Annotated in this window: 16 protein-coding genes; 9 read left to right on the top strand and 7 right to left on the bottom strand. The window is 44.3% G+C overall.

Annotated elements, in window-relative coordinates; genetic code table 11:
• Window positions 1–156: 156 nt before the first annotated feature.
• Genes dinG through rsmS form a run of 4 tightly spaced genes read left to right on the top strand, consistent with a single transcriptional unit; the run spans window position 157 to window position 3,776 of the window.
• Window positions 157–2,229 (top strand): ATP-dependent DNA helicase DinG, encoded by a 2,073-nt coding sequence (dinG, locus tag ViNHUV68_RS05165; RefSeq protein WP_391089689.1) that lies wholly within the window; start codon window positions 157–159, stop codon window positions 2,227–2,229.
• A gap of 31 nt (window positions 2,230–2,260) precedes the next feature.
• Window positions 2,261–3,040 carry a TSUP family transporter gene (locus ViNHUV68_RS05160; protein WP_391089687.1) on the top strand — a complete coding sequence of 260 codons (780 nt, stop codon included), beginning with the start codon at window positions 2,261–2,263 and terminating at the stop codon, window positions 3,038–3,040.
• Window positions 3,041–3,054: 14 nt separating this feature from the next.
• Window positions 3,055–3,606 (top strand): primosomal replication protein, encoded by a 552-nt coding sequence (locus ViNHUV68_RS05155; protein ID WP_100753005.1) that lies wholly within the window; start codon window positions 3,055–3,057, stop codon window positions 3,604–3,606.
• Entirely contained in the window at window positions 3,603–3,776 is a 174-nt protein-coding gene (rsmS, locus tag ViNHUV68_RS05150) for a pleiotropic regulatory protein RsmS (RefSeq protein ID WP_038174539.1), read from the top strand. The genes ViNHUV68_RS05155 and rsmS overlap by 4 nt, the downstream gene beginning before the upstream one ends.
• Window positions 3,777–3,826: 50 nt before the next feature.
• On the opposite strand, the gene ViNHUV68_RS05145 is transcribed toward rsmS, so the two are convergent.
• Complete coding sequence (locus ViNHUV68_RS05145) at window positions 3,827–5,944, bottom strand: methyl-accepting chemotaxis protein (RefSeq protein ID WP_391089685.1); 2,118 nt, start codon at window positions 5,942–5,944, stop codon at window positions 3,827–3,829.
• Between the two features lie 209 nt (window positions 5,945–6,153).
• Between ViNHUV68_RS05145 and xthA the strand changes: the two genes are divergently transcribed.
• A complete protein-coding gene (gene xthA / locus ViNHUV68_RS05140) occupies window positions 6,154–6,960 on the top strand; it encodes an exodeoxyribonuclease III (protein ID WP_391089683.1) in 807 nt (268 codons plus the stop codon).
• A gap of 79 nt (window positions 6,961–7,039) precedes the next feature.
• Here the strand turns inward: xthA and fabV are convergent, their stop codons facing one another.
• From fabV to ViNHUV68_RS05125, 3 genes are all read right to left on the bottom strand, one after another.
• Window positions 7,040–8,242, bottom strand: a complete 1,203-nt coding sequence (gene fabV, locus ViNHUV68_RS05135) for an enoyl-ACP reductase FabV (protein ID WP_391089681.1) — start codon at window positions 8,240–8,242, stop codon at window positions 7,040–7,042.
• A 181-nt stretch (window positions 8,243–8,423) separates the two neighbouring features.
• The gene (locus ViNHUV68_RS05130) at window positions 8,424–10,712 is read right to left on the bottom strand and encodes an acyl-CoA dehydrogenase (protein ID WP_038174543.1); all 2,289 of its coding nucleotides are present in this window, start codon (window positions 10,710–10,712) and stop codon (window positions 8,424–8,426) included.
• Window positions 10,713–10,771: 59 nt separating this feature from the next.
• Window positions 10,772–11,407, bottom strand: coding sequence for a TetR/AcrR family transcriptional regulator (locus tag ViNHUV68_RS05125; protein ID WP_211252993.1), 636 nt, complete (start codon window positions 11,405–11,407; stop codon window positions 10,772–10,774).
• Window positions 11,408–11,863: 456 nt separating this feature from the next.
• Between ViNHUV68_RS05125 and ViNHUV68_RS05120 the strand changes: the two genes are divergently transcribed.
• The 3 genes from ViNHUV68_RS05120 to ViNHUV68_RS05110 are packed head-to-tail and all read left to right on the top strand — an operon-like array spanning window position 11,864 to window position 13,490.
• Window positions 11,864–12,775, top strand: coding sequence for a pyridoxal-phosphate dependent enzyme (locus tag ViNHUV68_RS05120; RefSeq protein ID WP_391089679.1), 912 nt, complete (start codon window positions 11,864–11,866; stop codon window positions 12,773–12,775).
• Window positions 12,772–13,074, top strand: coding sequence for a DUF1496 domain-containing protein (locus ViNHUV68_RS05115; protein ID WP_391089677.1), 303 nt, complete (start codon window positions 12,772–12,774; stop codon window positions 13,072–13,074). The genes ViNHUV68_RS05120 and ViNHUV68_RS05115 overlap by 4 nt, the downstream gene beginning before the upstream one ends.
• Before the next feature lie 23 nt (window positions 13,075–13,097).
• Entirely contained in the window at window positions 13,098–13,490 is a 393-nt protein-coding gene (locus tag ViNHUV68_RS05110; protein ID WP_391089675.1) for a PCC domain-containing protein, read from the top strand.
• 73 nt (window positions 13,491–13,563) lie between these two features.
• Here the strand turns inward: ViNHUV68_RS05110 and ViNHUV68_RS05105 are convergent, their stop codons facing one another.
• Together ViNHUV68_RS05105 and ViNHUV68_RS05100 are read right to left on the bottom strand one after the other, a co-directional pair.
• Window positions 13,564–14,919, bottom strand: coding sequence for an ATP-binding protein (locus ViNHUV68_RS05105; protein ID WP_391089673.1), 1,356 nt, complete (start codon window positions 14,917–14,919; stop codon window positions 13,564–13,566).
• A gap of 56 nt (window positions 14,920–14,975) precedes the next feature.
• The gene (locus ViNHUV68_RS05100) at window positions 14,976–16,298 is read right to left on the bottom strand and encodes a methyl-accepting chemotaxis protein (RefSeq protein ID WP_391089671.1); all 1,323 of its coding nucleotides are present in this window, start codon (window positions 16,296–16,298) and stop codon (window positions 14,976–14,978) included.
• A gap of 754 nt (window positions 16,299–17,052) precedes the next feature.
• Here ViNHUV68_RS05100 and ViNHUV68_RS05095 point away from each other — a divergent pair.
• The gene (locus ViNHUV68_RS05095; protein ID WP_391089669.1) at window positions 17,053–18,672 is read left to right on the top strand and encodes a methyl-accepting chemotaxis protein; all 1,620 of its coding nucleotides are present in this window, start codon (window positions 17,053–17,055) and stop codon (window positions 18,670–18,672) included.
• 34 nt (window positions 18,673–18,706) lie between these two features.
• Here ViNHUV68_RS05095 and ViNHUV68_RS05090 read toward each other — a convergent pair whose 3' ends face one another.
• On the bottom strand, window positions 18,707–19,414 hold the full coding sequence (locus ViNHUV68_RS05090; RefSeq protein ID WP_391090268.1) for an ATP-binding cassette domain-containing protein: 708 nt from the start codon (window positions 19,412–19,414) through the stop codon (window positions 18,707–18,709).
• Between the last annotated feature and the right edge of the window lie 3 nt (window positions 19,415–19,417).

Below are 19,417 nucleotides of genomic sequence, written 5' to 3'. Positions count from 1 at the left end.
ATATTTTTTAGATTTAGAATTAATTGTAAGTAACTGAAGGTTCAGTTTTTTTTTGTGAACAAGATCCACCTTTGGCAATAAAGGATTCTATTTCGTGAACTAAGTAGTGTTTAGCAAACTGTGCTATGATGCCGCACTCGTTATTTAGGCCACCGTATGATTACCAGTAAAGCCCAGCAAGCCATTCGTGCTAGTTATCAAAACCTTCAATTTCAGCTCGATAACTTTGTACCTCGTCGAGCTCAGAATTATCTTGTTGCAGAGATAGCCAAAACATTATGCGGGGAGTATCACAAATCAACCCGTATTATCGTTGCCGAAGCAGGCACCGGAATTGGTAAGTCTATCTCTTACTTAATGGCAACGATTCCTGTTGCCGTGCTCAGCAAACGTAAAGTCGTCATTTCAACCGCGACGGTCGCTTTGCAAGAGCAGTTGATCAATAAAGATTTACCTCTATATAGAAGGTTGACTGATTTTGAGTTCTCTTTCTTGCTTGCCAAAGGTCGCCAGCGTTATTGCTGCGCTGAGAAGTTGGCGTCAGCCAGTGGCGTTGACGGCGGTCAGCTCGCTATGTTTGAAAGCAAACCGAAGAAGAAAGATATCGAACAGCTCGAAACCATGTACAAATCGCTTGCGCAGGGTAAGTGGGATGGTGACCGCGACGCTTGGCCAAAACCGATAAAAGATGAAATTTGGCAGAACATTGTGAGCGATAAACATAGCTGTAATAACAGCATGCCTGCGCACCGTGATTGTCCGTTCCAAAAAGCGCGCGCCGAGATAGATAAAGCAGACGTCATTATTGCGAATCACAGTTTGGTGATGGCCGATGCCGATTTAGGTGGGGGCGTGATTCTGCCTGAACCAGAAAACACCTTCTATATATTTGACGAAGCGCATCATCTTCCACATGTTGCGCGCGACCATTCGTCAGCCTCTGCTAGCCTCAAAGGTGCGGCCAGCTGGCTTGAACGACTCAACCAGTCGGTGAGTAAATTTGCCAATATGGCCGAGGAAAAGCGCGTCGCGAGATTTCGCAATGAATTACAAGATTCGGTGCAGCAACTGATTCCTTCGTTATCTCAACTCGCCACACGCTTTGATCCCACTCATTTCAACGACAATATCTATCGATTTGAAAATGGTGAACTGCCGAGTTGGCTTGACGAAGAGGCGAAAGATCTCAAAAAGTTAACCAGTAAAGGCGCTCAAGCGGTGGCGAAAGTTGCTGATCTTATTGCCGAGCGAGTAAAAGATGGCGAATTATCGAACCGACTTGCAGAACCGGCGCTCGCCGAGTTGGGATTCTACATTCAGCGTATGGATAACCTTGCGCAGGTTTGGCGATTAATGGCAGAGCCCATGCGTGAAAAAGGTGCCCCACTGGCACGTTGGTTGGAAGTTAGCTCTGAACGTGAGGGTGATTTCACCGTCAACGTTTCGCCATTAGAAGTCGGTTGGCAACTCGATCAACAACTGTGGAGCCGCTGTGTTGGCGCTGTACTTACCTCTGCAACTTTACGCGCCTTAAACTCATTTAGCTTTTTCTGTCGCCAAGCTGGCATCAGTGAAAAAGCGGATGACGGTGTGCGCTTCTTAGCCCTTGCATCACCGTTCGATTATGCCGCTCAAGCAGAGTTACACCTGCCCAAAACTAAATGTGAACCCCAAATGCCCCAGTTCACTGATTATCTTATTGAGGCGTTGCCTGATCTAATCGAAGATAAGAAAGCCAACTTAGTCTTATTCGCTTCCTATTGGCAGATGAATCAAGTCGCGCAAGCCTTGTCGAATCCTATGCAAAAAAAAGGTTGGACACTTCAAGTACAGGGACAACAATCTCGCTCAGAAATACTAAAAAAACATAAAACCTTGGTTCAATGTCAAAAGACTAGCGTACTTTTCGGTACTGGGAGTTTTTCAGAGGGGTTAGATCTGCCGGGAGAGCTGCTCGAAAACTTAATCATTACCAAGATCCCTTTCGCGGTTCCGACATCCCCTGTAGAACAAGCTCATGCAGAGTATATCGAAAGTCGCGGTGGTAACCCGTTTATGCAAATCAGCGTACCGGAAGCGAGCAAAAAGTTAATCCAGTCGGTAGGTCGTTTGCTGCGTAAGGAACGGGATTCTGGTAAAGTCATCATTCTCGACCGTCGCTTAGTGACCAAACGTTATGGCAGCGCTTTACTTGACTCTCTGCCACCTTTTAAACGCGTGATTGAATAACACTCCGAAGACATAAGTAGAAGAATTAAATATGGAATTATTTGAGCCAAGCGTACTTGTCGTGTTGGCACTAGTGGCGTTTGCTGCAGGCTTTATCGATGCGGTTGCTGGCGGAGGAGGCATGCTCACTGTCCCAGCACTGCTATCGTTAGGTTTGCCACCGCACATTGCCCTTGGCACCAATAAACTTGCGGCTACTTTTGCCTCATCAACGGCCGCTTTCACTTATTACCGAAAACGACTGTTTAAACCACGATGCTGGAAGCGCGCCTTTGTCTCCACCTTAACTGGAGCGACTTTAGGCACCCTAGCGGTCGATTTAATTGCAACGGAGTGGCTTGAAAAAATGTTGCCATTAGTTATCTTGGCGGCCGCTATTTATACTATTTGGCACAAAACGCCAAATACGACCGATAACGCCACCCCTCAACCGTGTCCGACACTAAATAAGAAGCAATATATCCAAGGTTTGTCGCTGGGATTTTATGATGGCGTGGCTGGGCCTGGCACTGGCGCATTCTGGACGGTCAGTTCTATGGCGCTTTATCGGCTCAATATTTTGCTCGCATCAGGCTTAGCCAAAGCAATGAATTTTACCAGCAATTTCACATCACTAGTGACCTTTGCGCTACTCGGCCATATCGACTGGGTACTTGGTTTAACCATGGGTGTGTGTTTAATGGCTGGCGCCTTTGTCGGTGCTCATTCAGCAATACGATTCGGCGCGACATTTATTCGGCCGGTTTTTGTCACTGTCGTGAGTATTCTTGCCGTCAAGCTGGCCTATGAAGCCTGGTTTGTTTCACTGTAAAGGGAGTCTCTGCAATGAGTAATATTCGTCAACTACAAACGACATTAGAACGACTCGCTATTGACGCTGCTGCCCTTGACCGTCAGCGTGGTGAACACCATCTTCCGCTGTTTGATGAACGATTGTTTCACTCGAAAGCAAAACTATTGGTTCCCTGTGTTAAAGAAACACAAGCAACCTTGAGCAGTATTGTGCGTGAAGAAGACGCGAAAAAACTGACACCAATGCGCGCTGAATATTTAACGGAACGATTACTTGCTCAAGTGTCTGCCATCCAGCGCGAGCTTGCGACAACAAACATACGTAAGCACGAGCCGAAACACAAAAGCTATTTTCTAAAGCCGATCAATGAACTGTATCAACAACTGTCGCAACATCAAGAATGGGAACGTCGACTATTAGAAATGGTCAGGGATAAAGAACTCGCGATGCAGTACGCGCCTCCTTTCCAGCAACAAGAAGCGCAGCAATCGTTACTTGCCACCGAGCAAAGACTCAAACGTTGCCAAGAATCTAAATTAAAGATTGAAAAGCAGATCACTTATCGAGAAAGGAATCAGCCATGACAACAAACAATACTGGCTTAGAAAATGCCCCGACTGAAATAAAGCTCGCGGTTGATCTTATCTACTTACTAGAAAGTAATGACGTTGACCCGCAGGTCGCGTTGGCCGCAATAAAAATTGTCAGCGCGGATCTGGAAGAGAAACTGATACAGCAAAACAATAAATCTTAATAAAAAGGCGCTTCGATGATTTCGAAACGCCTTTTTTGTTACGTAAACGATCAGACTTTAAATTGACTCACTAACTGCTGCTGTTTATTGGATAAAGCGCCAATTTGTGAGCTAACAGTTTCTGATTCTTCTGCTTGAGAAAGGATCTGCGCGCTAAGTTCACGGATGTTACTAACGCTCTGATTGACTTCCGCCGAAACCGATTGTTGCTCTTCAGCGGCTCTGACAATTTGTGAGTTCATATCGTTGATAGAGGCGATCGCTTCAAAAATATGATTGAGCTCTGCAGCGGCTCTTTTCACATGACTGGCTGAATCATTGGCTAAATCATTGCCCTCTTGAATCGCCTGCACCACATCTCGAGTCCCTTTTTGCACATTTTCAATAACGTGGCGAATCTCACCAACCGAGTCTTGTGTTCGACTGGCTAAATTACGCACTTCGTCAGCCACCACCGCGAATCCTCGCCCTTGCTCACCTGCCCTAGCAGCCTCTATCGCGGCATTGAGGGCAAGCAAATTGGTTTGCTCAGAGATCCCCTCAATCACTGACAAAATCTCAGTGATATTGGCGTTATTATTCGCTAGCTCTTCAACAACCGGCACTGCTGCGGTCATGCGCTCAACCAAGCGAGCCATTTCTGTTTGCGACTGCTCAACCACATTTTGTCCACTACCCGCGGCTTCATTTGCCAGCTCCGCAGCATTCACCGCGGTTTCGGCATTCTGAACCACTAGACTGGCGGTTTGCGTCATCTCTTCCGCCGCGGTGGCAACCAAATCCACTTCTTTGAATTGAGAGTCGCTACTTGCTCGCGTTTGCTGAGCCGCAATCGTCGACTGTTGTGAAGTGGTGCCAATCTGTAACGTGGTATCAACGACATCACTAATGATCGACTGCAGTTTGTCTAAGAACTTATTAAACCCTTGCGCTAGCTGACCAATTTCATCTTGTGATGACACGTCTAAACGCTGAGTAAGATCGCCCTCTCCCGATGCGATATCTTCTAATCGAGTCACCACCTGACGAATTGGCTTAACCAATCTTGATGCAGACACGGCAATTGTCGCCAAGCCAAATAAGACTAAGATTATTCCAGCCAATAGCTCAGTCGCGATGCTCGATTCAACCTGCTGGCTAATTGTTGCATCCAGCGCGAGAGCGTCAGCTAATACACTATCACGTGGCATATCAAATAATATCCCCCAAGTCTGATTCGCAATCACGATAGGGGCAAACACTTGCAACCATTGACCGTCTTTACTCCACTGAGTGCTGACCTCTTGGCCAAACAATAAATCGGTCAGTTGTTGATTAGATAACGTATCAGTAACAAATGGCTGGCCAACTTGAGTCTTGCTCGAATCACTCGCGATCAGCGTCCCATTTAAGCTCATTAAATTAACGCTACCATTACCCGAGAAAAGTTCTTTATCCGAGTTCGCGACCACATTGACGAGACTATCTAGGCGTAAATCAATACCAAAGAAGCCAATCGCAATATCATCGATCAACAGCGGAACTGAAATTGAAGTTGCAAGAAACCGTCCGTTATCTTGGTTGACGATACGAGGCGAGGTAATACAAGTGGTTGCGGAAGCGATGGGACAGAAGAAACGCTCACTGTTAGAGTTATCTGTAAGGGTTGCCTCAGAAAGAACGTTCGCAACCACATTCTCACCGTTTTGAGCAATCATCCAATATGGCGCAAAACGACCGATTTCATTTGAACCAACGTATTCAGCGTCTATATAGTTGCTGTCTTCTGAGTCAAGCAAGTCTGGCTTAAACACCAGATAGGCACCTTGAATTGCATCAAAATCGACTACCGCTCGCCTGACCATTTCATCAAGCGCAGTTCGCAATGTTTCGCTATCGCCAAAGTTCTCTTCGCTGAGGGTCTTTTGGAACATCGCACTCGACGCCAACATTTCGGCTCGATATAACGCTTCATTCAAGTATTCCGACACTTCAGTCGCATTCAGTAGTGCCCGCGTCTCCACAATCTGCTCAGATTTGTCACTGACTGACTCAGCGCTTTGCGCTTTGATTTGATCCTGATTCGTCACTGCGTTATACACAGAGAATCCAATTAACGATAGAGAAGTGACGAGCAGACAGAATCCTGCCAATAAGGTAATTTTCCATTGCACCGATAAGGTTCGCATACTACATCCTTTTAGCAAACGTGGTTGATGGCTTTTGCATCAAAGCTAAATAACATCGTGAATTACATCATAATTCGCCGATTTATCAATCGAAAGTTTAAATAATGTTAACAAAAGCGTTGTCTTGACGCCGAGTTTCACTCGCTTAATTAATTGATGTTAGTATGACATCAGCTAAAAAACGAACCGTCAGTAAAAAAGGAATCTAGATGAAAGTCATCTCTTTCAATATCAATGGCCTACGTGCTCGCCTTCACCAACTTCAAGCTATTATCGATAAGCACCAGCCTGATGTGATTGGTTTACAAGAAATCAAAGTTCATGACGAAGCCTTCCCTCTCGACGCAGTCGAAGCGATGGGTTACAAGGTTTACTTTCATGGTCAAAAAGCGCATTACGGCGTTGCTATGCTGTGTAAACAAGAGCCGATCTCTGTTCGAAAAGGCTTCCCGAGCGATAACGATGAACATCAGAAACGTATGATTATGGTGACGTTGCAAGATGAGCATGGTGAAAAAGTCACGGTTCTAAACGGGTATTTTCCACAAGGTGATAACATCAATCACGAGACAAAATACCCTTATAAGCGCCAATTCTACAAAGATTTGATGGCTTACCTGAACGAGTACCACAGCAACGATGAACAACTAATCGTGATGGGAGACATCAACATTAGCCCACTCGACAGCGATATTGGTATTGGCGAACCAAACCGTAAGCGTTGGCTCAAAACAGGCAAATGTTCATTCCAACCAGAAGAACGTCAATGGCTAAAAACGCTACTAGATTGGGGGTTTGTCGATACCTTCCGCCACATTCACCCCGAAGCAAGTGAGCGTTATTCGTGGTTTGATTATCGTTCACGTGGTTTTGATGACAATCGCGGCCTGCGTATCGATGTCGTGCTGGCAACACCACCACTGGCCGCTAAATGCATTGAGTCGGATATTGACTATGAGTTACGCGGGATTGAAAAGCCGTCAGATCACGCCCCAATATGGTCAACGTTTAAGTAAACGACAACGCTCGATTGCCATTATTATAAATAAAAAATCCGGTGTCAGTGCACCGGATTTTTTTAGGCTTCATCATCAATTAGATGGTAATAAAGTCGTGTTCAATTGCTGGATTAACATCAGCATCGTAATCGACGCCTTCAACACCAAAACCAAATAACTTCAGGAATTCTTCTTTGTACTCAACGTAGTCGGTGAGTTCTTTTAAGTTTTCCGTCGTGATTTGTGGCCATAGCTCACGACAATATTGCTGAATATCATCACGCAGTTCCCAATCATCAAGACGCAGGCGATTGTGATCATCCACCTCAGGTACACTGCCATCTTCTTTATATAGACGCTGACTGAACATACGGAAGATCTGCTCCATACACCCTTCGTGTACCCCTTCTTCGCGCATCTTTTTGAAGACCATCGCAATGTAAAGTGGCATAACAGGAATCGCAGAGCTTGCTTGAGTCACAACCGACTTCAGTACTGCAACATTTGCGCTGCCACCTTTAGCGGCTAACTTCTCGTTTAGCGCTGATGCGGCGCGGTCCAAGTCCATTTTGGCACGACCCAGTGCGCCGTCCCAGTAGATTGGCCACGTCAGCTCAGTACCGATGTAGCTGTATGCCACGGTTTTACAACCGTCTGCAAGAACACCCGCTGCAGAAAGTGTGTTGATCCACAGTTCCCAATCTTCGCCGCCCATGACGGTGATGGTGTCTTTGATCTCTTCTTCTGTTGCAGGCTCAACACTCGCTTCAATGATTACATCTTTATTGGTGTCAACCGCTGTCGAAGTGTAAGTTTCACCAATCGGTTTTAGTGCAGAACGCACTAGCTCACCTGTTTCTGGCATTTTACGTACTGGAGATGCCAGCGAGTAAACCACCATATCAATCTGGCCAAGATCTTGTTTAATCAGATCAATGGTCTTTTGCTTGGCTTCATTTGAAAACGCGTCACCATTTAAGCTTTTGGCATACAAGCCCTCTTCACGAGCCAGTTTTTCAAATGCCACTGAATTGTAAAAGCCTGCCGTGCCGGGCTTTTTCTCTGTGCCTTCTTTTTCAAAGAACACACCGATAGTTGAAGCACCACCGCCGAATGCAGCCGCGATACGAGAAGATAGACCGTAGCCACTTGATGCGCCAACCACTAGCACACGTTTTGGTGCATTCTTGATTGGACCTTGCGCTTTAGTGTAAGCGATTTGTTCTTTTACGTTAGCTTCACAACCCACTGGATGCGTTGTGGTACAGATAAATCCACGAATTCTAGGTTTGATGATCATATTCAACTTCCTTTAAAAAACCCCGCTAGGATAAAAGGTTCGCCAGTGGATCGCATCTAATTTCTGTCAAAACAGCGCTAAAATGCAAGTGGTTGGAGCACTTTCACTCGATAGCTTGAGTTTACGCAAAAAATAAAGGCACCTGAGTCGGTGCCTTGAACTGTTCAACACGTTTTGCAGCTTACGCGGCGCTGTTCAACTTAGCTTTGCGCTTTTTTTTATCATGGGTGAGAACTTCACTGAAATCATGGCTAAAGTGGTCAACTTGAATGGCTTTGTAGCGCAATTGGTCTGCCGCAACAATTTTGTCGACTTCTTCTTGAGTCAATACATCCGCCTCAAGTGCTTGTGCCAATCGGTCTGCAAGTAAACCTTTACGAGCGATTTTACCCTCTTTTGCTGCGCGTATTAGTTTTCGCTCTAGGCTCTTAACGCTATACATCGCAAGGAAAGCGTTTTCCATCAGGCCAACACTGTCATCATCACCTTTACCTACATAACAGAGATGAGTTAAGCGATCACGATGCGCTCCTGGCGTCATTAAGCTATCCGCCAGTTTGACTGTTAGATCATCACTCGGTTTGGTGTAACGATTGCCAAGAGGGAAGATCAACACCTTCAACAAGCGACCTACCGCTTTTTGTGGGTAGTTGTTAAACGCCTGCTCTAGTGATTGCGCAGCATTATATAAGCAGTATTGAACTGCGTAATGAACGTAATCTAAGTCTTGTTGCTGACGCCCTTCATCTTCGTATTTCTTAAGCGCGGCAGATGACATATATAAATAAGCCAACACATCACCTAAGCGTGCAGAGATCATCTCTTTACGTTTAAGATCGCCACCTAGCGTTGCCATTGCAATATCAGCACTGACCGCCAAAGAACGGCTTAGTCGGGTCATCTCTTTATAGTAATGTTGAGTAGGACCGCTCATCTCCGCTTTAATAAAACGCGAGCCAGTTAGCGCTGCGCCAAACGCGCCAAACGTATTGCCCATCGCATGTTTGATGTGCTTAAAGAGCAGTTCATCGAACTCTTTCGCACCTTGTTTTTCATCTGGATTGGCCGCCGCTTCCATCTCTTTTAAGACATAAGGGTGACAACGTGTTGCGCCTTGACCAAAAATCATCAAGTTACGGGTTAAGATGTTGGCACCTTCAACCGTAATGGCAACCGGAATGCCTAAATAAGGCGCCGCTAGATAATTCATTGGGCCATCTTGAATCGCACGACCTGAATGAATATCCATTGAATCATTGAGGATAGTTCGCGCCATTTCGGTCATGTGGTACTTAGCAATTGCTGTCACTATGCCTGGTTTTTCTTTCAAATCGAGCGAGGTCGTCGTCAGCGTTCGTGTTGCTTCGAGTAGATAGGTTAACCCACCAATGCGACCGAGCGCTTCGGCAACCCCTTCAAATTTACCAATCGACATTCCAAACTGCTTACGAACATAAGCGTAGGCACCCGTTGTACGTGCAGTGAGATGACCCATCGCCGAGCCGAGTGCAGGCAGTGAAATACCGCGCCCCGCTGACAGACACTCCACCAGCATACGCCAACCTTTACCGGCGTAATCTTGTCCGCCAATCAGCCACTCCATCGGGATAAAAACATCTTGGCCGCGAGTCGGGCCGTTCATAAACGCAAGACCTAATGGATCATGTCGTTCACCAATCTCAACGCCTTTGTGATCCGCAGGGATAAGTGCACAGGTAATGCCGATATCTTTCTTATCACCCATTAGCCCTTCTGGGTCATACATCTTAAATGCTAGGCCTAGCACGGTCGCAACCGGCGCAAGGGTAATGTAGCGTTTGTTCCAATTCAGACGCACACCCAACACTTCTTTTCCGTCATGTTTGCCGTAACAAACGATCCCTTCATCAGGAATACCACCGGCATCTGAGCCAGCTTCCGGCCCAGTCAGAGCGAAACACGGAATATCAGTGCCGTCTGCTAGACGTGGCAACCAATAATCTTTTTGCTGTTGGGTACCATAATGAGACAACAACTCTCCCGGACCTAACGAGTTCGGAACCATGACTGAAACGGCGGTACTTATACTGCGCGTGGCAATGCGTGAAACGATGGTTGAGTTGGCTAGTGCTGAAAACTCACGGCCACCATATTCTTTAGAAATAATAAGTGAGAAGAAACGCTCTTTGCGCAAGAAGTCCCATACTTCTTTCGGTAAGTCGCGATCTTGCTTAACAATTTTGTGGTCATCGAGCATATCGAGCAAAGTCTCAAGTTCGTTGTCGATGAACGACTGCTCTTCATCACTCAGTGACGGGGTTGGGTATTGGTGAAGTTTGGTAAAATCAGGTTTTCCTGAGAACAACTCTCCATCCCACCACACACTACCCGCTTCCATCGCCTCTTTTTCGGTGCTAGACAGTGGCGGTAGTACTTTTTTAAACAGTTTGAAAGCTGGGTCGCTGACCCATTTTGTTCTTAGAGAGCCCATGATCAGATCCTTTTGTTCTGTGGTGGTTCAATGTTGTTATTTTTGTAGGTCGAGGTTTATTATTTCGCAGCGACACCCGCTGCTAAAAATGGAATCAGTTGGTCAACAACAGATTTTGCATCCATCGCTTTGCCGTAATCGTTTTCTGCTATTTCAAGTAGCGCCTGGCTTGATGCCATGGTGAAGACACACGTCCCAAGCGTAAAGTGCAAGCGCCAAAACAGCTCCTCTTGCGTCAGTTCTGGGTTGGCTTTTAACACCGATTGAGTAAACAGGGCCAGTGTGTCGGCATAGCGGGTGGTAATGAACCAACGCAGATGGCCTTGTACATCGGTGTAGCCTCGGCCGATTAGCAACATAAAGCGGCTAGTACCGTTTGGTCTAACATCGTTTAGGTTGCGCAGCGGGCCACGCAACGACTCAAAGACATCCGCCATTTGATAGCTATCGTTGAGATTTAAGTTAATTAAAGCATCTTGAACAGGAGGCATAAACGCCTCTAAATAGCGGTTCAACACGGCTCTTACTAAGGTTTTTTTATCGCCAAAATGATAGTTGACCGAGGCTAAATTCACGCCCGCTTTGCTGGTAATTGTGCGCAAAGAGGTATCTTTGAAGCCGTGCTCTGCAAACAAGGCCTCTGCAACATCTAGGATTTTCTCTTTGGTTGAATTTCTCGCCGACATTTCAATCACTCGTATTAAACAACTGTTTGAAATATACATTCGAAACACAAAGACAACAAGTTGTTAGCATCACACTTTTGCGCATTGGTCCGACCAGACAGGCAGCAAACGGAATTAACTCGCTGAATTGGTGGAAAATAAATTTTTTTGAAATTAATTGGAACTGTTTGCCAATCACTCGGTCTCAATAGGTGTAGTTAGCAGAGCATTCAAGGGTTTTGGACAACCCGCAAAGTTTACAGGCCGTCAAACTTGTTTTCTTACTGAAGCTACTAATTTACACTGCTTTTTCTTATTAACTCCTATGTTTATTTGTATATGCCCAGAGCCAATTTGCTCTGGGCTTTTTTTATCTGCGTAATTCATCCCCTTGTCACCATTTCGCAAAAGAAAACTTGATCTAAAATGATGCGCGAACGATTTAGCACGTTAAGATAGGCGCCCAATTCCGATTAGATTGATTGTATGAAGCTGTCGAATACTCCAATGACTCAGCACACATTCGCTGGTATGACATTTTTTGTTAAACGCGATGATCAGCTGCATAGCCATTTTTGTGGTAACAAAGCACGCAAGTTTATGGCGTTTTTACAGCAAGATTACCCCGAGGTTGACACCTTAATTAGCTATGGCAGCGCCCAAGCCAATTCACTCTATTCTCTTGCGGCTTTGGCCGCGATAAAAGGCTGGCAACTGGAGTTTTATGTCGACCATATCCCTAAATGGCTCAGTGAAAAGCCATTGGGTAATTATCGTGGCGCATTAGAACTTGGCGCTAAGGTGATCGCGACCACATCGCACCAGTTGCATCCGCTCGACTATATTGAACAAATACGTCAACCTGACAATCACTGCTTATTTATTGATGAAGGCGGTCGGTCTACAGCGGCTGAAGAAGGCATGAAACAGTTAGCCAGCGAGATATTGTCTTGGACGCGCTTTGAATCAAACCAAACCTTTGTTGTCGCGCTACCCGCAGGTACGGGGACTACCGCTTTATACTTACATAAGTATCTGCAACCGCACGGAATTGAGGTACTCACCTGCCCCTGCGTTGGAGGCACAGACTACTTATTGAGCCAATTTAAACAGCTAGGCGAAAACGACTATCCACAGATTCTTGAGTTGGATTACAAACACCACTTTGGCAAACTTTATCAGCAGGACTTTCGCATCTGGCAACAACTTCTGCAACAGACTGACGTTGAGTTCGACTTACTGTACGATCCTATGATGTGGCAGTGTCTACAATCATGGTATAAAGACAATCAAGACAAAACCATCATATACGTTCATCAAGGTGGGCTGCTTGGCAACGAAAGTATGTTGCCTCGCTACGAGCGAAAGTTTGGTTCAAACTTTGGAGAGAGCTTATGAAGTCGATATTTTTCGCGTTGCTGAGTCTTATTGCTCAGCCATCAATGGCGAGTATTATTACCACACCAGCAAGGCCTGTGATCGGAATTAACGCCAGTGAGATGACCAAACGCATCTGCTATTATCAAGATCAGGCCTACTCTGAAGGGGCCGTCATCCAAGTAGGCGATTACTACATGGTGTGCGCCGCCGCAAAAGAGTTTGAAACCAATGGCGCACTGATGTGGCGTCAGCTTGATAAGAGCCAGCAAACACCAGAACCTAACAAAGTGCCGACCAAAAGTTATAAAACCCACTAATCCATTAATGATGTGAGAATGTTTTGATTACCGCTATTGCCACCCGACTAACCAAAGGTGACGACCTTAAACAGACGATTCAACAATTAGTCACTCAACATCACATTCACGCAGGTAGTATCGCCTCTTGTGTCGGTTGTTTTACCCAGCTCAACATTCGCTTAGCAGGTGCAACCGAAACACTCCAACTGTGCGAACCGCTAGAAATTGTCTCGATTATGGGTACGCTGACGGCAGAACATCAGCACATTCATCTGTCTGTTGCCAAACAAAATGGTGATGTCATTGGCGGGCATCTGCTTGAAGGGTCGCTTATTGATACCACCGCTGAGTTGATCTTACACCACTACCATGACTTGAGCTTCTCGCGCCAGTTTGATGCAAAAACTGGCTTTACCGAACTACAAGTTGATTGATTGCAACCTACGCTGTCAAGTATGTTTACATTTGATACTAACTGCTAGACAACATATGTATCTCGATACCTAACTAACTTTCTTTAGTCTCAACAGGCAGCTTAATATCAAATTGACAACCTTTACCGATCTCGCTTTGACAACTAACATTCCCGCCCAATTTATGAGTAACTAGATTGTAGATAATATGGGCACCTAAGCCCGAACTTCCATCACCACGTTTAGTGGTTATAAAAGGCTCAAATATCTTTCGAATAATATCTTGTTCGATCCCACAACCATCGTCTTTATATTCAATATGAATAATGTCATCTTCAAATGTCACATTTATATAAATGTTATTTGAGCCATCACTTCCATCAAAACCATGGACAAGTGAATTGACAATAAGATTATAGTAAACTTGAGCTAAAGCCCCAGGGTAACTATTTATCTTCAATTCAGGGTCACAAGACACTTCTACTTTAGCGTTATACTTTTTAAGCTCGTGCTTCAAAGACGTAACTACGTTATGTAGATTTTCACTAATACGAAACTGATAACGTTCTTCCGAGCTTTGATCAACAGCTACTTGCCTAAAACTTTTAACTAAGTCAATGGAACGAGCCATACTGCTTTCAATAATAGTATTCGATTCATTGATGATATCTATAATCCGTTCAAGATCGTCTTGAGACAACTGATTACTATCCAAGCTTTTTTGTAATTCAAATAACTGATCTTTTATAAATGAAGAGGCCGTAACACATATCCCTATGGGAGTATTAATTTCATGAGCAACACCTGCAACTAAAGATCCAAGTGAGGCCATCTTTTCAGATTCGATTAACGTTTCCTGTGTTTTCTTTAGCTCTTCGTAAGCAGCTTCTAGACGTTTACTATTTTCTTTCTCTATTTGTGAGGCTTTTTCTAAACCGATTATAGCCGTAATATCTGTACAGATTTCTACGTGTCCCACCGGGTCTCCTTTACGATTGTAAATATATCTGGTGTTCACACGAAACTCTCTATCAAATTGAGAAAAATAGGTTTCATCTATTCCTTTCCTTAACCGCCAAACACCACATTTATCGCTCTTACAAATAGGGGCACCCCAATTATTGCAAGGCTTACCAATAAAGCTTTCTCTGGGTTTGTGAAACAGGTCTTGTACAGGTTTATTGATATAGGTCCAATTCATATCTATATCAGTAACTGACAAGGGAGTTTGAAGTGAGTCTAAAATCTGCTCATACCTAAAATATTTATTTTCAACATCTTCATGAACATTCTTAATTATAAAGAAAGCAATCGCAGCTAAAGAAAAACACAAGAAGATTACTACAATCAAATTTAATTCAGTATTAACTGAGTAACCAACTAACAACGTAAGTAAAAACACAATAATGGTTAAAGAAGTCATCTTCTTTACTAAAGATAATTCAATCATATTCATCTCTTATATTAAGTCCCAATTGGATTTTTGCCATCAAGTTGAATTCTCACCTAATCAATATTCTTTACGTAAATATCGGGTGATATATTCAGATGTGATTCATCAAGTAAGCCCTCTATTTTACGAATACCCTCTAGTTGTACATTGAGCTTAGTCGCAAGACTCGATAGCTCTCTCGCTGAAAGAGAAGTCTCCTCAGCAGAAGCCGCCGTTGAATGAACCACCTCATCAATTTCTGACATTCCTTGGTTAATCTGACTTAGGCCTTCTGCCTGACTTTGAGATGCATTGTCTATTTCTTCTACTGTATTGGATATTTCAGTGACCTGAACCACTATCTGATTCAGAGCAGAAACGCACTTTTGAGATACCTCATTGCCTTTCACAACATTTCCGATAGAGCTTTGAATGTGTTGCACAGATTCACTCGCTGCCTTACTACTTCTCTCAGCCAGTTGTCTTACTTCGTCTGCTACCACTGCAAACCCGCGGCCTAACTCTCCGGCTCTGGCAGCTTCAATGGATGCATTGAGAGCAAGTAGATTGGTTTGTGAAGCAATGTCCTCGATGACTTTGATTATTTCTCGTATTGCACCACTTGACTGATTTATTTCAATCATCGCTTTCTCAAGTTCCCGCATTTCATTCACGGCATGACTTGCTGCAGATTGAGCTTCGACAGAGACCAAATTCGCTTTGGCTGCTCTCTCTGCATTATCACTTGCTTGCACAAGAATTTCGTTTACTGCACTGCTAATTTCAGTGACCGAGGCGGCTTGCTGGGTAGAACCCACTGTGAGTGCATGACTTGCATCATTCAAGTTGTGTGCACCACTGGTAATATTTTCACTGATTGCCTCAACATGGTGATAAACGCCATTGAGCGCAACCTTTTCAGAGATTTCTTGCACGATTTCTACATGGCCTACCTTTTTGCCGTTTAGCCCCATGATGTAACTCGTGTCAACTTTGAAGTCCTTACCCCATTGATTAAAAAATGTGGTAGGGTTGCCTTTTCTCAGACAATTCACACCACAATTTTCTGTATTGCAAATATTGGATCCCCAGTTCGAGCAATGCTTACCAAGAATCTCTTCTCGTGTAACGCCCAAAGGATTCGTAGCTGCTTTATTGGCAAAAGTCCACTTCATATCCATGTCTGTGACAGAAAGTGGGTGAGGAATGGCATCAATAATTTGCTCGTAGAAATTAAAGCGCTCTTTGACCGTTCGTTGAATAAGGAACAAACAAAACGCCCCCCCTAAAACTGCCACTATTAAAACTACTGTGAATATTCCTTTAAAACCAAAAGATAATGCGGATAAAATCGACAAAGTACTTAATCCAAATGCAAGTCTGAAATAAGTATTCATGTTCACCTCCTACTGTGATCGTAGTGATTTTTTGCGTATAACCATTAACAACCAAATCATTCAACAAATATTCATGTTTAACACTTTGATCACGGCGTAAACTTAGCCAGTCTGTGCGCTGCAAATTGCCTAACTAAATACTCCATTACCTAACAAGCCATAATAATTGATACTTTCACTGGTTTTTAGACGAAATAATTAAATCAGCTTAATTTTATCGCACTTGCTTCAGAACACTATTTTCGAGAATAAAAAACACTCACTCGTTTGCCTTCAAAACAATGCAAAATGCCATCAAATTAATCTCTTTTCACTAATCGTAGAAGTATAGATTAACTCTAGATTAGTTGGACTGAAATTGCGATAAAAGAGGACGGCCAGAAAATACTTTCACACTATCATTCAGGAGGGAAACTGGTTTTATTTAGTCATTAACCATAACTAAATAAGTAAGTTACGTCATAACTAGCAGTTACGTAATAATCAGCAATACCGCATGATATAACATACTGGAAAACTCTACTCGATACATATTATTCGCTTTGAAATATCCAATACAGAAGCCCAAAATCCCTCAGATAAAGAGCAATACCTCACCCTACCGTTAACTGTATTTGACACAAAGCAACTTCTCGTTATGCAATGGAATGTACACAACAAAACTATGAGCTCTGTCATTCGTTAAAACATCAAAATTGCTAAAGTTAGCTTCGCCTTAAAATTAAAAAAAACAAATAATTATAATGAGTTAGATATGAAATTAAGTAACCTCTCTATCAAGTCAAAGCTAGCGTCAATTGTACTGTTATCCGTTGTTCTAATCGTAATGGCGTGTGCTTATAATTTAATCCAACAACGTAACTCTTCGCTGCAAGAACGTGAAGACAAACTCAGTGCTCAAGTTGAGGCGGTTATTAGTTTGGCTCAGCACTATTATGATCAACGTCAAGCACTTGGAGAAGAAACCGCCGAGCAACAAGCTCTCGCAGCTATCCAAGCGCTAAGATATGACAGTAGCAACTACTTTTGGATTCTGAACCAACAGATGAAAGTGGTATTGCACCCTCTAAAGCCTGAGCTCAATGGCAAAAATGCACAAGACTTCAAAGACGGCGCGGGTAAATACCATTGGCGCGAGATGGTTGCCATCTCTGACACACCCACGCAAAAAGGTTTTCTCGACTACCAATGGAAAAGCCCACAAGGCGATTTGAAAAACAAGCTGTCTTATGTCCAACTTTTCCCAGAGTGGAACTGGATTATTGGCACTGGTATTTTGGTTGCGGATATCCAAGAAGCATTTTACGCATTGGCCATTAAAGAGGCGATCGTTGCGCTGTTTTTGTCGGGGCTGCTGTTTGCTATGGGTTACGCCATCTCGAACAATATATTGACTCCACTTTACAAGCTTATCGATAACACTCATAAAATTGCGGATGGCGACTTGCGAGTTCGTATGGCTATGACCCGCAAAGACGAGTTAGGTGACATGAGTAATCAAATCGATAAGATGCTAGACAAACTGCAATCAACACTGCGCACTGCTAATGAATCGGCAGTGCAATCAAGCACAATGGCGACCCAGATTGCGCAAGCAAGCGAAGAAGCCTCAACCAGTGTTAACTCACAACATGCCCAACTTGAAATGCTGTCCACTGCCATGACAGAAATGAGTGCCACAATTGCTGACGTGGCCACCAATGCCGAAAATACGGCCACCAGCACTAACAAAGTGGTTGACCATGCTCACCGCAACGACGAAACCATGAAATTGACTTCTCAATCCATTTCGCATGTTTCTGACAATATTTCGATGGCTAACGAACTTGTACGCGATCTTCAATCAGGCGTAAACGAAATAAGTAACGTGGTTGGCGTTATCCGCGAGGTATCGGAACAAACCAACCTACTGGCACTCAATGCCGCGATAGAAGCAGCACGAGCAGGCGAACAAGGGCGTGGATTTGCAGTAGTGGCTGACGAGGTGCGTAATCTTGCCAGTCGCACTCAGAATTCGACCAATGAAGTTCAGCAGACGATTGAAAAGCTTACTAAGCAAGCAGGAAAAACCTTTACCGCAATGCAAACCAGCAACGAAAGTGTGGAGCAAAGTGTTCAGGCCTCAGACGATACCCGCAAACAGCTAGATGTGATTGTTGATGAGATGCACAATGCCAACGATAGGGTGGCTCAAATCGCTGCGGCGTCTGAACAACAAAGCGCCGTGGCTAGCGAAATGAATCAAAATGTGACTGGAATACACCTTGCTGCCAATGCAGTATTACAAGCTTCTCAGTCACTTGCAGAAGATAGCCAACAGATGGCCAATACTGCGGAACACCTCACCGATCAGCTTAAGTATTTTAAAGTTTAATCATGGTATAAGCGGAATATACGATAAAGACGTCCTAGGGCGTCTTTTTGCTTTTGTGCTCTCGGTCTGACACAACGTGGCCATCTTTAAGAGTAATGATGCGCTTGGTACGCTGCGCGAGCGCAACGTCATGAGTGACAATGATCAGCGTTCTGCCATCAACATGAAGTTGGTTAAATAATGCTTCGATTTCTTCGCCAGATTGAGAATCGAGTGCACCCGTTGGTTCATCAGCCAAGATCACTTGTGGGTCATTTACCAAGGCTCTCGCGATAGCGACCCTCTGTTTTTGACCACCAGACAACTGATTCGGTTTGTGATTAAGGCGATCACCCAAACCAAGTTGTTCAAGTAGCGTAGCTGCACGCTCACGGCAATCTTTCCTTTTAAGGCTAGAATAAACCAAAGGTAAAGCCACGTTATCGAGCGCAGTGGCGAACTCAAGTAGATTAAAACTCTGGAACACGAAGCCAATCTTCTGGTTACGAATCGCGGCCAGCTGATTTGCAGTTAAAGTGGCAACGTTTTGACCATCGAGCAGGTACTCTCCATCCGTGGGTGTATCTAGACAGCCTAGCATGTTCATCAACGTCGATTTTCCTGACCCCGACGGACCAAGAATCGAAAGGAATTCTCCTTGCTTAATCGTGAGGTCAACACTATCTAAAGCACGAACTTGTGTCTCACCGCTTGAGTAGTATTTACAAATCTTACTCAGTTCAACCAGCGGTCTGTCCGACATTGT

It is taken from the genome of Vibrio sp. NH-UV-68 (genome assembly GCF_042940635.1).
GTDB classification, from domain to species: domain Bacteria; phylum Pseudomonadota; class Gammaproteobacteria; order Enterobacterales; family Vibrionaceae; genus Vibrio; species Vibrio pacinii.
The sequence above is the reverse complement of the archived record's forward strand: the minus strand, read 5'-3'. Positions and strand labels throughout refer to the sequence as shown.